Below are 13,820 nucleotides of genomic sequence, written 5' to 3' on the forward strand. Positions count from 1 at the left end.
CGCAATATTAGAAATTATTTATCCGTCTTAACTGAGTAACCCAACTCGTCAAGAATGTCTTCGCTTAGGTCGTATTTTTCTGATGTATAGAGCATTGTAAGCGTTCCTGCTTTATCGAAGATGACTGCGTAACCTCTGGCATCAGCAATCTCCTTGATGGCGGCATACACCTTATCTTGAATAGGTTTGGTGAAATCTTGGCGTTTTTGGAAAAGATCGCCTTGAAAACCAAATCGCTGCTTTTGCTTCTCCTTCGCTTCCTTTTCTTTTTCTATGATCTGTTCTTCCCGCTTGCGTTTCATATCATCAGTAAGCAATATCTGCTCTGCCTGAAAATCTTTGTACATCCGGTCTATTTCAGCATACATCTTCTCAATCTCTTGTTGCCACTGAACAGAAATTTCGTTGAGCTCCTGTTGTTTCTGCTGATATTCTGGAATGTTCTCGAGAATGTAATTTGAATCTACGTAGCCAAAGCGCTGAGCCATTGAACTGAACGTAAAACTTAAAGCGATAAGAGTAAAAACGACTCGTTTCATGTTATTGAAATATTAGAATTGTTGTCCGATTGAGAAACTGAATTGTCCTGGCGCCATGTCGGGTCTACCTGGCACATCGTCAAACCTCCATCCATAATCGAGCCCAAGTAGTCCGAACATGGGCAGGAAGATACGGACTCCAACCCCAGCAGATTTCTTAAGTTGATAAGGTTTGAACTCGTTGAATGTGAGCCATGAATCTCCTGCTTCTGCAAATGCAAGAACGTACACAGTTGCCTGCGGATTTGGTGAAATTCTATAACGGAGTTCGGCAGCATATTTTGTAAAGATCGTTCCTCCTACTTGCACGCCACTGACTGTTGGTGTAAGCGAATTGTTGTCGTAACCTCTCATTGCAATGATCTCTCTTCCATCCAGGGCAAATCCACTTAAACCACTACCTCCAACAAAAAACCGTTCGAATGGGGCAATGCCCAACTGGCGATTATAAAGACCGAGGAATCCGAATTGCATCTTGGTCTCGATAACCAAATTCTTTGCCAAACTCACATACCACTTGGCATCGAACCTCCATTTATGATACTCAATGAGCTTATACTTGGTTGGTGCGTCAGCATTTGCATAATCAATATTGGAGAATGCAGAAAACGGTGGTGTAAGCTCCAAACTACCGGAAAGAATCGAACCTTTCGTTGGGAAGATAGGTTCGTTGATGGAGTTTCTTGAAACAGTGATCTTGTAGCTTACCGTGTTGGAATTTCCATTGTTGAAACCGGAAATGAGCTGATAATTATCCAAGATATAGTTTTGGTAGCTGATTTCCTGTTGCAGAACAAAAAAGTCATCTGGCCACTTCATTCGCTTTCCAAGCCCAACGGTTACCCCGGTGATACGAATAGCTTGTCTACCATCTTGATTTTTAGGAATTCCATTTGATTGTACCGAATGATAGGCTGAAAGGCTCAGGGCATTTGGTTTATTTCCTCCCAACCATGGTTCCATGAAAGAGAAGTTATACGACTGAAAATACAATCCGTTGGATTGCGCACGAATACTCAGACGCTGACCGTCTCCAGCAGGTAGTGGTCTCCAAGCTCCTTTTTTAACCGTATTTCTCAATGAGAAATTGTTGAAGGTTACACCAAGTGTTCCAACAATTCTGCCTGCTCCCCAACCACCTGAAAGTTCAATCTGATCAGAAGGTTTTTCCTCAACCGTGTACTCGATATCAACCGTTCCATCTACTGGATTCGGCTTTGGCTCAACACCCAATGTTTCTGGGTTGAAATAACCCAATTGCGACAACTCCCGTTGTGAACGGATGATATCTGCCCGGCTGAAAAGCTGCCCTGGTTTTGTTCGTAATTCACGAAGAATAACGTGATCGTTGGTCTTGGTGTTTCCGACAACAGTAACCTTATTGATCGTTGCCTGCTTTCCTTCGCGAACACGCATTTCCAGGTCAATACTATCATTGACAACTAGAATTTCAATTGGCTCAACATTGAAGAAAAGGTAGCCATCATCCAAATAAAGTGAGCTGACATCTCTGCCGTTCGGGTTCATGAAAAGATTGGCATCCAAACGCGATTGGTCAAATACTTCACCTTTCTTAATTCCCAAAACCTTATCCAACACATCGCTAGGGTATTTTGTATTTCCTGACCACGTTATGTTTCTGAAATAGTACTTGCGGCCTTCTTCAAGATTCATCTCCACATTGATGGAGCCATCACGATTGGCGTAAATGGTATCGCTTATGATGCGCGCATCGCGATAGCCCATTTGGTTGTACTTGGCGATAATGGCTTTCTTATCATTCTCGTATTCGAAATCGAGGAATTTCGAACCTTTCCAAACTCTCCACCACTGGCGCTGTTTGGTCTCTTTCATTGATCGGATAAGCTTGCCTTTTTTCACTTCCTCATTTCCGCGAAAAATGATCTTGTTGATCTTTACTTTTTTGCCTTTGGCAACATTGAATTTCAGAATGACGCTGTTCGGAAGCGTTGTGTCATTCTCTTCAATCGTTTCCACATTCACATTCAGAAAACCCTTGTCGATAAAGTGGTCTTTGATGATGTTTTCCGTAGAAACGATCAGGTTTTCGTTCACCACTTTCCCTTTGATGAGCCTTATTGACTCCCGAATGTCGTTCGCGTCACCTTTCTTCACGCCTTTCAGCGCGTATTTGCTCAAACGCGGACGTTCCTGTAAATGGATGTTCAGAAAGATCTTGCCGTCAATGATCTTGGTTGCTGTAATATCAATATCGCTGAAAAGCCCTTGGTCCCAAAGTTTGTGGATTGCTTCGGTGATGGCTTCTCCCGGAACTTGAACTTTATCTCCTTCAGAAAGACCGGAAAGCAGAACCAGCACCTTCTTATCAAGATATTTTGTGCCGCTTACCGTAATAGGCCCGATCTCGTATTCCTTGGGTGCCGAATAATCAATCTTCGTGTCGCCACCGACCACGATAGAATTCTGTGCGGAAACGGAAGCTGAGAACAGCAACAGTACCGACACTAAGGCTAACAATATTTGACTGCGCCTAGGCACTGACCTGCTCACTGATCTTTCCAAATCTTCTTTCTCGTCCTTGATAGTCAATTATTGCCTGCTCAAAATCTGTCCGTTCAAAATCAGGCCATAGTTTGTCGGTGAAATACAGTTCCGCATAGGCAATTTGCCAAAGCAGAAAGTTGGAGATACGGTGCTCTCCACTTGTACGAATAAGTAATTCTGGGTCAGGAATTCCAAGCGTGCAAAGATGCTGATCGATGATTGATTCATCAATTTGATCTGGCTCCAAATTTCCTGATTTAACATTTTTTGCAATCGCTCGTACTGCCTCTATCATTTCCCACCTTGACGAATAGCTGAGTGCCAACGTCAAAGTCATTCGCGTATTGTGCTTGGTCTTTTCAATCGCCTCATTCAGTTCTTTGAAGCAGCTTTTAGGTAGACTTTTTAGATCGCCAATCGCATTCAACTTGATATTGTTGTCTGTAAGCGTTTTCGTCTCCTTATTTATTGTCTTGACCAACAGCGTCATCAGTGCATTTATCTCGTACTGAGGTCTGTTCCAATTTTCTGTAGAGAATGCATAAAGCGTGAGATATTCAACTCCAATTTCTGCTGCACATTCAACCGTTTCTCTTACTGCTTTCACTCCTTTACCATGTCCAAAGGTTCGCAGTTTGCCGCGCTGCTTTGCCCATCGCCCGTTTCCGTCCATAATAACGGCAACGTGCTTAGGTAATTTACTTTGATCTATTCGTTTATCGATGGCCATAGAAATGAAAATCGCCCCGAAAGGCGATGCAAATGTACTTTACTGAATGAGACTTATTGATAAGCTGGACATTTGGCTGGTCTGGCCTTGATATTCATGGAAATAGAAATGAGTGCAAACGAGTACCAATCATTGGTTTTTGAATTGCCACGTTGGCGTCCTTCCAACTGGTCATCGTTCAATGTCGACCTATTGGCCAATTCATATGCGATGTTTCCTCTCTCTGCCTGAATCACGTCAGGAGAAGCATATGTTCCGCTTACGTCATCGAGGTAATCGGTGAACGTATATCGCATTCCCCATTCCAATCCGACCGAAAACGTTTTAGATATGTTCGCCTTCATGCCAAGACCAAATGGAATGGACGCTGTGGTAAGCGAATATTTTTTTCTGTCCGGATAAAAGGTCGTGCCCTGACCTTCAGTCCCTAGTGGCTGCAACTCATATTTGTTCCCGTCAGCAGCTTTAGTGGTTGGGTTGAACTTGAAAACAGCAATCCCTCCAAAAAGAAATGGTGTGATCGGATGATGCATGTCTCCAGGAGCGTATTTAAAAAAGTTGAACTCGCCAGTTATTGCAAAGTCATATACCCACGACTGAAAATTCAGATTGCGCTCTAATTGTGATGCAACTTTAGACTTGGCATCATCTCCTCTTAAATAGCCTAAAGTGAATGCGCCTCGCAGTGAAAAGCGTTCGTTAAAATTGTAACGATAGAAAGCCCCTCCTGCTGGCATTACTTGCTTAAAGGGAATGTCAGGATTCAAGTCTCCCATATAAAACGACACGCCACCCATTACCCCGAACTCAGAGAACTGAGCCTTGAGTGAAGTATTGAACAGAAGAACAAAAAGGATTAAACCACCTACTTTTTTCATGACGACTATTGCCCTTCGCAATTAGAACTTCGGAAGTCCTTTTCTTGTTGTGCGTATTTTTCGTTGATAGGTAATGGTCAAAAACATATACGAGTCCAGATCGGATGGGTCTCCACGTTGCTGACCTGGACAAGTAGAACAAGCTCCAGGGAATGTATCAACCCCTCCGGGCACTGGGGCTAAGGATGGGTCTGCAAGTCCCTTGGCGATATTATCATAGCCCAAGGCATTGCTGATTATCTGTGCACCTACAGGGTCTCTTCTTTCGCCTTCTTTTGTGTATACATAAGTAGTACTTACGTCATCCATGTAATCTGTGAATGTCTTTCTAAGTCCATATTCCAAGCCGATACTGCTCTTCTTATCTAGAGCGTACTTCATACCAACGCCAAATGGTATTACAAATTGCCAATTAGAGTATTCATTTCTAGAAGGCACGAATCCTTGACCTTCGGTATGATACTTTTTGAGCGAATACCACTTGCCATCATATCTACCCATCGGATTCATATATGTCAAACCGACTCCCGCAAAACCATACAGGTAAAGATTACTTCCTTTCTTTCCTCTACCGCGGACACGCCTGATCTTGTAACGGCTTCCAACAGTCTCGCGCATCCAAGACACCTCAATTTGAGTAGCCCATTCAACGATAGGAGACCTGAATTGCAAGTTTCTATTGTTCCTAAAAGGCTCTTGGGTGAATTTGTCATTTCCCGCAATTTCTCCAAAACTGAAACCCGTCTTTGCAGATACGTATTGAGAAATCTTATATCGGAAACCAAGATTCACTATGTATCTGGTTGAAGCTGCATCCAAATCGAAGAACCAATCTGAACCGATTTGATTACGCCCACCAAGATCGCCTAGAAACTGAGTAGCTCCAATTCCGCTTACCCACTCGTAACGCTGTCTTTTCCAGCGTTGACCACTGACGAACATCGGCAGTATAATCAAACAAAGTAAGATCGTTCTTATGCGCATTTCAATTGATTCCTAGACGGTTAGGCTAAGATTGCAAATATAGCCATATTATCATGGAACATATCGTTTTACGCACGATCAGTTACGCATATCATGTCCCCACATGAGCTTTCCGCGCAAAGTGTCGAAATAATCATGTGGCCCGAACCGTACCAAACCAACCTTGAAATCAGCTTTTGAAACTCTGATTTCAACTTTAGAATTCAGAATTCGTGACTGTGAATCGAGCGAAATCATGAAGTTTGGATCGGTTTGATCAATTCGTAATGTCACTTTGCGATCATCACCAATAACCAGCGGTCGAACGTTCAGATTATGTGGGGCAATTGGCGTAATGATGAAATTACTTGTACTCGGAGCAACGATTGGTCCACCAGTGCTCAGAGAATATCCAGTAGAGCCTGTAGGAGTGGAAATGATCAATCCATCGGCCCAATAAGTGTTCAGGAAAAAATCATCTAAATACGTTCTTACCACAAGCATGGATGATGTGGCGTTCTTATGTACACTTACTTCGTTCAACGCAAAGTTGTCTACTCCAAAAAGATCAGAGTCAGCTTCTGCCTGGACCAATGTCCTTTGATCTACCTGAAAACTACCGGCTTTGAGTTTCTCCAATGCTTGTTCAAGCTCCTCAAAAGGCGTACTGGCCAAAAACCCTAATCTTCCAACATTCACACCAAGAATTGGGATTTCAGAACTGCCCACTTTCCTCACAGACTCCAAAATGGTTCCGTCTCCGCCAATGCTGATCAGCGCATCAAATTCGCCTTTCTGAAACTTTCTGTTTTCCATTACAGCGCCCTCTTCTACGGCACCAATGGAAGCGAGATCTTGAGTAAACGAAACAGATTCAAATTTGCTCAGTAGTGAATTTATAACGGATTCTAGCCTACGCTTATCGGCTTCAAATCGTAATCTCCCATGAACAGCGATTCTCATAAACTAAATGTGCTTGGTGAAATGTACAAAGAAACCATGTTGAAGATTTTTGTTCATCGAATACTCAAACCTCCATGCAATATTGTAGAAAGTGACCATGTCTAATCCAAGCCCTCCGCCCATAAGCAATGAGCCAGCGAGCGGGTTTCCTTTATTGAACTGATTGTCTATCACGTATCCCATGTCGAAGTTAGCATTCAGGTAAAATGCCAAGGGAAGTGTGTTGAACCTGTCAGACTTGAGAAATTTCAGTTTCACTTTACGAAACGGGAAAGCAGCCCACCTCAACGATGTTTTTAGCAAGCCATACTGCTGTCCATCAATCACATACAATTCGTAGCCCCGAACAAAATCCTGTTCATATCCCAGCCCTTGTTGCAACGAATAAGGTTGTTCGTTTATGGAAGAAACCTTGATCTTTTGCCCATGAGCAAAATACCACCGTTTATGAATCTGCCAATATTTGGCAAATTCCAATTCCAAGGACCACATGTCAATCGGGCTATCGAAAATCCGCAGACCATCTTTTCTAAGTCTAAATTCAAGTCTGTAACCTTTCAATGGATATTGGGAGAAGTCGGTCAGGTCACGTTTTACCTCGTACTCTATCGAAAAATATCGGCTCGTATGTTCCCCTGCCCCATAATATTCTGGCTGCAATTTGACAACGGAATCGGTCACCCAAGCATGTGTGTACCGAAGTTCTAGCTTATGCGTGTTGTAGAGATTTGGTCGCCATCGTGGTGTGATTGCACCATAAGACTCTTTCCGAATGTGCACATCCGAGTTTTTATAGAAAAGCCGTTTATTATCTACAGATCTGTAAGCCACCTGATGCGATTGCTCGTAGCCGCCTTTGAATTCAATTCCCCACTTTTGAGCCTTATCAAGGTAAGGAATCTCATACCTGAGTTCATATCGATTGTTGTAACCGAAGCGAAGCTGGAGCACCAACCTTTCGTTCATTCCTCGAAAGTTGTTCCACTTGATAAGTGTCCCGAAATCCAACCTGTCCCAGCGTTTGGTTTGCCACCATTCGCTCAGATTCCGATCGGCAAATTCGACAAACGGAATCGGCCACAGATACCATTGCTCTGTGACGCGGACCACCACATCAATCTCATTATAACTTACCCAACAGGTGTCGATATCAACAAAATTGAAGAGTTCTAAGTTCCAAACGTTGCTTCGCGAACGGGCCAAATTGTAGGACAGATTCTCTCTCGGAATGGATTGACCTTCCCTAAATGTGATTTCGCGAAGCAGGATTCGTTCTCGCGTTATCTTGTTCCCTTCAAACGTGAGCGAGCTTATCAGAACCTCGTCTTGAGCCAAGGCCGAAAAGGAAATGATGATTGAGAGAAAAAGCGCGAGCGGTCTAAAAAATCCTGTCACTAGATATTGATGTACCGCATCAATTCATCGTAGCGGCCTTTAAGGTCCTCAAGATGGGCACTTTCTTGGAAATACGCAATTACCTGATAACCGTATCGTTCCAAACTTTGGACGATTGCCCCAACTTCCTCACGATTCACTTTCAGCGTAAGTTCAAGCATGCCCGTTTCGGGACGTTCAAAAACGTAACTGCTAAGGATTTTAGCGTTGTTCGATTCTACCACATGCGCGACTTGCGCAAGGGAATAATCGTTCTTATTCAAATTGAGTACAATAATTCCTCCTGGCTGATTGATCACGGCCAACTCTTCAAACTTGGTAACCAGATCTAAAAGTGTGATACAACCTAGATAACGTTCGTTGGCATCAAGTACAGCAACTACCGAAAGATCGGAAGCCGACATCTTTCTGATAACGTAATAGATGTGCTGCGATTCGAGTACAAAAGCACGATTGAAGACCTCTTTAGATGCAATGACGGTATCGTCCTTCGCCCCATCCAAAATATTGTCTTCGCTAATCAGACCTAAAAAATTCTCGCCATCCACAACTGGCAGATGCGAGACTTTGAACTCGTCCATCCACGCCAAAGCCCTAGCCACTTCATCATTTGGTCTGAGAGGTGGGACAATTTTCGATATGAGTTCTCGAGCAAGCATTTCCTTCGTTGGCGTGCAAAGTAAACGTATCTGCACCGTTTTTGTTATACATACGGAACTTTGAATCGTTCAGGTTCATTCATGAAACCTAATTTTGACCACTTTCCAATTGCTATTGATCATGAATCGGACCAAACTAAGCGTCAACATCAACAAGATCGCAACCCTGCGCAATAGTCGTGGTGGCGATAACCCAAGCGTGGTAGAAGCCGCCATCAAGGCACAGCAGTTTGGGGCGGATGGCATCACTGTTCATCCACGGCCAGATGAAAGACACATTCGATATCAGGATGTATATGAGTTGAAGCCTGTTGTCTCGACCGAATTCAACATTGAAGGATATCCGAACTCAGCATTCATGAAAATGGTATTGGATGTGAAACCAACTCAGGTAACATTGGTGCCAGACCCTCCAGGCGTGCTAACATCAAATGCGGGTTGGAATACGGTCGTTCATGCCGATTTTCTGAAAAAAGTCATCGGAGAATTAAAGGCTGCTGGAATTCGAACATCCATATTTATTGAAACGGATGAAGACCTGATCCGAGCGGCCAAACTTACCGGAACAGACAGAATAGAACTTTACACGGAGAGCTACGCAATTGGGTTTCCGAAAGACCGAGAAATAGCGATTGCGCCATTTATTGAAGCAGCAAAAATTGCACACAAAGTCGGTTTGGGAATCAATGCGGGCCACGATCTGAGTTTGGAGAACCTTGCATTTTTCAATCAGAACATTCCTGAGCTTTTAGAGGTTTCCATTGGACACGCTTTAATTTCAGATGCCTTGTATTTCGGGATGAGCAACGTGATAAAAATGTATAAGAACGCGCTTCAATGAAGCTGAATTACAAAGAATATGGTGAAGGAAAACCGTTGGTCATTCTTCACGGACTGTTCGGTTCGTTAGACAATTGGTTTTCGCTGGCCAAAGCCTTTACAGACCATCATCATGTTTACCTGATCGACCAGCGGAACCACGCACAATCTCCACATAGCGACACTCACACCTATGATGAAATGGCTGATGATCTTTTTGAGTTCTTCAGCGCGCACGGGGTAAAAGACGCTGTTCTGATAGGGCATTCAATGGGAGGTAAAACAGCCATGAAATTTGCGGCACTCCATTCGGAACTATTGGAAAAGCTGATTATTGTGGACATGGGAATCAAACAATATCCCGTGCATCACGACCTCATCATTCGGTCCATGCAGGCCTTGGATCTGGATGCCATGACATCTCGGAAAGAGGCCGAAGCCTTCCTAAGTCACATGCTTGATGAAGATGCAGACACGATTCAATTCCTGCTCAAGAACATCTATCGACAAACGAAAGACGATGGCTCGGTAGGCTACGCTTGGAGATTCAATCTACCCGTGCTGGCACAAGACATTGAAGAGATGGGATTGCCGATTCTTTCGGGGTCCGAAGTGCCTACGCTTTTCATTAACGGAACAAAATCCAAATACATCGTAGATGAAGACAAATCTGCGATTCTAGACCTTTTCCCGAACGCTCAATTCAAAGCCTTGAACACTGGTCATTGGGTTCATGCGCAAGATCCTGAAGGATTTGTAAATGCAGTGAAAGCGTTTATTGATTGATCTCTTAAACCAAGCTTTTCCATTCTTGGCAAAACGCTGCTCAAAACAAACGAGCAGTGCTGATTTGGATTTACGCTGCAGTTTGCCAAAAGCCATTTCTACAACATCCACACACTTTTTGGCTTACTTCGGAGTTCTAAGTCACCGTCAACCAACCAATGCTAAGTCGCGAACAGGAGGCCGAAATCATCCGCAAGGCGCAGAAGGACATCAATGCCTTCGGCCCGCTCTACGATGCGCATTTCAGCACCGTTTTCGGCTTCATTTTCAAACGTATCCGCGATCAAGCGATCACAGGCGAACTCACCTCCGTGGTCTTCATGAAGGCTCTGAATTCGCTTCCGAAATACACCATCACAGGCGCACCGTTCTCATCGTGGCTCATTCAGATCGCGCTCAACGAGGTTCGACAGTACCATCGAAGGACAAACAAGCATTCATCCGTTCCGCTCAGCGAAGCCGACCTGCTCTCGGTTTACGAAGAATTAGACGAAAAACAGGAGCACGAACGCAATCTGGAACAACTGCTCAAAGGCCTCAACCAGCTCGATGAAGAGGCAGCCATCTACATCGAAATGCGTTTTTTTGAAGGAAGGTCATTCAAAGAAATGGCAGAGATCTTGAGCATTTCTGCCGACAACGCCAAGGTGCGCACCTACCGCGCCCTCGACCGATTACGAACAATAATGACCAACTTCGGCACCGCAAAATGACGCGCTACCACGCAAATACCGACACCGAAAAGAAGAGCTCCTTCAACGAGGTTCCTTCCCAAGAGGAAATGAACCGCTACAAGGATTTCGGCAAACTCACGCACAATTACCAGCGCATGACCAGGCCGCTCTACAAGCGCCCCATTTACCGCTACCGCAAAGGATTTCTCATCATCCTACTCGTGCTCCTCGTCCTTTGGTTGATCATGGAGTTCGGTTAAGCGTTTCGAATTTCTTCAGTTAGGATTTAGTGCTTTTTTCTTTGGGCGTTCCCGCAATGCTTCGCAAAGCGGTCGGGCTTTCCGCTTTTACTCCTCGCTTCGCTGCGGGGTAACCGCTGCAATCCCTAACGCGATCCGATCCGCGAACATCAGTCCGATCAGTTAAATCTGTGTTCTCACAAAAAAGTTTGTTCCCTTTTTCTTTTCCTGCATTCTATTAGCAGGACACCCAGATCTCCGGCCGGTTATCAGTCCAAAAAACCACCACGCCAAAAGGCGTGGACAAGGATTGTATTAACCAAAACTCAACTATAATGGCTGGACAGCAAGAATCACCAAGACAAAAAATGATCGGGATGATGTATCTCGTTCTCACCGCCCTTTTGGCGCTCAACATTTCAAAGGACATTCTCGATGCCTTTGTCATTGTCAACGAAAGCCTCGCGGCCAGTTCCGAGACCACGGGCAAAAAGATGGATGCGCTCTATTCCGACTTCGAATTGGCGCGCAGTATCGACCCCGAAAAGGTGGATAATTATTGGGCACGTTCGCAAGAAGCCCGCAGGCGAGCGACTGAGTTGAACACGTTTATCGATAGCCTCAAGACTACCATCATCGCCAAAACCGAAAAAGTGGAACGTTCGGTTGCCGATACACTTTCGATGGACCTCATTTCCAAGAAAGACGACTACGATACTCCAACGAATATTCTTGTGGGCGAGAAGGAAGATGGTTCTGGAGGATTGGCCAATATTCTCAAGAACAAAGTGGCTGAATATCAGGAGTCAATGCGTGAGTTGCTGAGCGAGGAAGATAAAAAGTACTTCAACGACCGCATTGATCTTTCCGATCGAAAGTTGGCTGACCAGACCTCAACGTGGGAAACCAACAACTTTTACCACACACCTTTGGTCGCTTCGCTGGTCATCCTCTCCAAGCTGCAAATGGATGTGGCCGATGTGGAATATGATGTGGTGAGCAAACTCTACCGCTCGTTCAATAAGAAGGATTTCTTCTTTGATACGATTGCCGCAACCGTGCTTCCGCAAAGCAATTATGTGCTTTTGGGAGAGGAATATCAGTCCGACATCATTGTGGCGGCATACAGCACCACACGTTCGCCCAAGATCCGAATTGGAAAACTCAACGCAGACGGAACGCAGCTCGTTTCAAGCAACGACACGGTTGCCACCCAGAACGGCAAAGGCCTTTTCCGAAAACGAGCCACGGCCGAAGGCATTTTCTCCTATGAAGGCATGGTCGACCTCGTGAACAGCGAAGGCGGAACGCAGAGCTATCCGTTCCGATCGGAATACATCGTAGCGCGGCCATCATTGGTGGTGTCGCCAACGCAGATGAATGTGCTTTACAAAGGCATTGACAATCCTGTGGCCATCTCGGTTCCTGGTGTTCCTTCCGAAAAGATTTCCGCCACTATCACCGGAGGAAACAAACTTAGAAGAACGGGTTCAGGTCAGTATGTCGTTGAAATGAGCCCACAATCTCCGAACACGGTTAACATCGTTGTTTCAGCCACAATGGCTGATGGAACCGTACGGAATATGGGCAAAATGGAGTTTCGAGCGAAACGTTTACCGACTCCGTTTTCAGAGATCAATCGGAAATCTGGGTCCATCAGAATGTCTGAAGGAGAACTCGCGGCTCAGCTCGGATTATCAGCAAAATATGATGAGGAATTTGTGTTCAAACTTAATTGTCGCGTCAAGAAGTATCGGGTTTTCATTCAAGACCGTCAGAACCAGATTATCATGAACGATGGTTTTGAAGGGAGCACTTTTCCACCTGAAGTCAAAGCGGCTCTTTCGAAAGCAAAGAAGGGTTATCGTGTCCAGTTTGAGGAAATCGAAGGAGTTGGTGACGATGAGGTTCGCCACAAACTAGCTCCAATCATCATAACCGTAATGTGATTATCCAATGTCAAACGAAAAAAGAAATTGCATAATCGCGGTCTTGGTTCTCTTATTGACCCAATCAGGATGCTCACAGACTAAGCTGGATTACAACACGGTGAAGTCAGAGATTGCGAAACGGAAGCGTGAGCTGAGCTCTGCTTACAGCGACCCAAAGTGTGATAAGGATTCTGTTGTGCAATGTGCGCAGCAGTTCCTTTTCACCACCATGACAAGCAAGGTTTTCCCTTGTTGGTATGGCACGAGGTGGGATTATAACGGAACCACCGAAGAACCCCGAAAAGGGAGCATTGCCTGTGGCTATTTCGTTACCACCACGCTTCGCGATCTTGGTTTCGATATTCCACGTGTGCGTTGGGCGCAACTTGCTTCAGAGAGTATGATTCGGGAAATGACGGGTTCTGAATACATCAAGCGCTACCGCTTTGCAGACATTAGTCACATCGAAAGCGAGATCAGAGCTTGGGACGATGGACTGTATGTGGTCGGCATGGATTCGCATGTCGGTTTCATTGTGAACTCAAATGGAAAATGTGCCTTTGTTCATTCTGACTATTTCAACCCACTGAGCGGAGTGATTTCCGAAGCGCTTGATTCAGATAATCCGCTGAAAACCTCTAAGTATCGGGTCATCGGTAAAATTCTAACCAAGGAAATGACGCGTAAATGGTTAGAAAATGAACGTTTTCCTTGATCA

The 13,820-nt window shown here is 44.7% G+C and carries 14 protein-coding genes; 6 read left to right on the top strand and 8 right to left on the bottom strand.

The genetic code is table 11. The features are described 5' to 3' along the window. Positions 1-14: 14 nt before the first annotated feature. From K9J17_00690 to K9J17_00725, 8 genes are all read right to left on the bottom strand, one after another. Positions 15-539 carry an OmpH family outer membrane protein gene (locus tag K9J17_00690; GenBank protein ID MCF8275222.1) on the bottom strand — a complete coding sequence of 175 codons (525 nt, stop codon included), beginning with the start codon at positions 537-539 and terminating at the stop codon, positions 15-17. A 12-nt stretch (positions 540-551) separates the two neighbouring features. Further along, a complete protein-coding gene (gene bamA, locus K9J17_00695; GenBank protein MCF8275223.1) occupies positions 552-3,026 on the bottom strand; it encodes an outer membrane protein assembly factor BamA in 2,475 nt (824 codons plus the stop codon). A gap of 25 nt (positions 3,027-3,051) precedes the next feature. Beyond that, positions 3,052-3,795: an isoprenyl transferase gene (locus tag K9J17_00700; GenBank protein MCF8275224.1), complete on the bottom strand. Its 744-nt coding sequence runs from the start codon at positions 3,793-3,795 to the stop codon at positions 3,052-3,054. 53 nt (positions 3,796-3,848) lie between these two features. Next, a complete protein-coding gene (locus K9J17_00705; GenBank protein ID MCF8275225.1) occupies positions 3,849-4,673 on the bottom strand; it encodes a DUF6089 family protein in 825 nt (274 codons plus the stop codon). A gap of 21 nt (positions 4,674-4,694) precedes the next feature. Further along, positions 4,695-5,657 carry a hypothetical protein gene (locus K9J17_00710; protein ID MCF8275226.1) on the bottom strand — a complete coding sequence of 321 codons (963 nt, stop codon included), beginning with the start codon at positions 5,655-5,657 and terminating at the stop codon, positions 4,695-4,697. 78 nt (positions 5,658-5,735) lie between these two features. Further along, on the bottom strand, positions 5,736-6,599 hold the full coding sequence (locus K9J17_00715; GenBank protein MCF8275227.1) for an NAD kinase: 864 nt from the start codon (positions 6,597-6,599) through the stop codon (positions 5,736-5,738). 3 nt (positions 6,600-6,602) lie between these two features. Beyond that, complete coding sequence (locus K9J17_00720) at positions 6,603-7,994, bottom strand: BamA/TamA family outer membrane protein (GenBank protein ID MCF8275228.1); 1,392 nt, start codon at positions 7,992-7,994, stop codon at positions 6,603-6,605. Beyond that, positions 7,994-8,689: a CBS domain-containing protein gene (locus tag K9J17_00725; protein MCF8275229.1), complete on the bottom strand. Its 696-nt coding sequence runs from the start codon at positions 8,687-8,689 to the stop codon at positions 7,994-7,996. Before K9J17_00725 ends, K9J17_00720 begins: the two co-directional genes overlap by 1 nt. Before the next feature lie 85 nt (positions 8,690-8,774). On the opposite strand from K9J17_00725, the gene K9J17_00730 reads away from it, so the two are divergent. The 6 genes from K9J17_00730 to K9J17_00755 all read left to right on the top strand — a co-directional run bounded on the left by K9J17_00730 (position 8,775) and on the right by K9J17_00755 (position 13,817). Further along, complete coding sequence (locus K9J17_00730; protein MCF8275230.1) at positions 8,775-9,494, top strand: pyridoxine 5'-phosphate synthase; 720 nt, start codon at positions 8,775-8,777, stop codon at positions 9,492-9,494. Continuing rightward, entirely contained in the window at positions 9,491-10,258 is a 768-nt protein-coding gene (locus K9J17_00735) for an alpha/beta fold hydrolase (GenBank protein MCF8275231.1), read from the top strand. Before K9J17_00730 ends, K9J17_00735 begins: the two co-directional genes overlap by 4 nt. 158 nt (positions 10,259-10,416) lie before the next feature. Beyond that, positions 10,417-10,971 (top strand): sigma-70 family RNA polymerase sigma factor, encoded by a 555-nt coding sequence (locus K9J17_00740; GenBank protein ID MCF8275232.1) that lies wholly within the window; start codon positions 10,417-10,419, stop codon positions 10,969-10,971. Further along, on the top strand, positions 10,968-11,192 hold the full coding sequence (locus tag K9J17_00745) for a hypothetical protein (protein ID MCF8275233.1): 225 nt from the start codon (positions 10,968-10,970) through the stop codon (positions 11,190-11,192). Before K9J17_00740 ends, K9J17_00745 begins: the two co-directional genes overlap by 4 nt. A gap of 314 nt (positions 11,193-11,506) precedes the next feature. Then, on the top strand, positions 11,507-13,120 hold the full coding sequence (gene gldM, locus K9J17_00750; GenBank protein MCF8275234.1) for a gliding motility protein GldM: 1,614 nt from the start codon (positions 11,507-11,509) through the stop codon (positions 13,118-13,120). A 43-nt stretch (positions 13,121-13,163) separates the two neighbouring features. After that, the gene (locus tag K9J17_00755) at positions 13,164-13,817 is read left to right on the top strand and encodes a hypothetical protein (GenBank protein MCF8275235.1); all 654 of its coding nucleotides are present in this window, start codon (positions 13,164-13,166) and stop codon (positions 13,815-13,817) included. The last annotated feature ends 3 nt before the right edge of the window (positions 13,818-13,820 follow it).

Source organism: Flavobacteriales bacterium, from assembly GCA_021739695.1.
In the GTDB taxonomy this organism is placed as follows: domain Bacteria; phylum Bacteroidota; class Bacteroidia; order UBA10329; family UBA10329; genus UBA10329.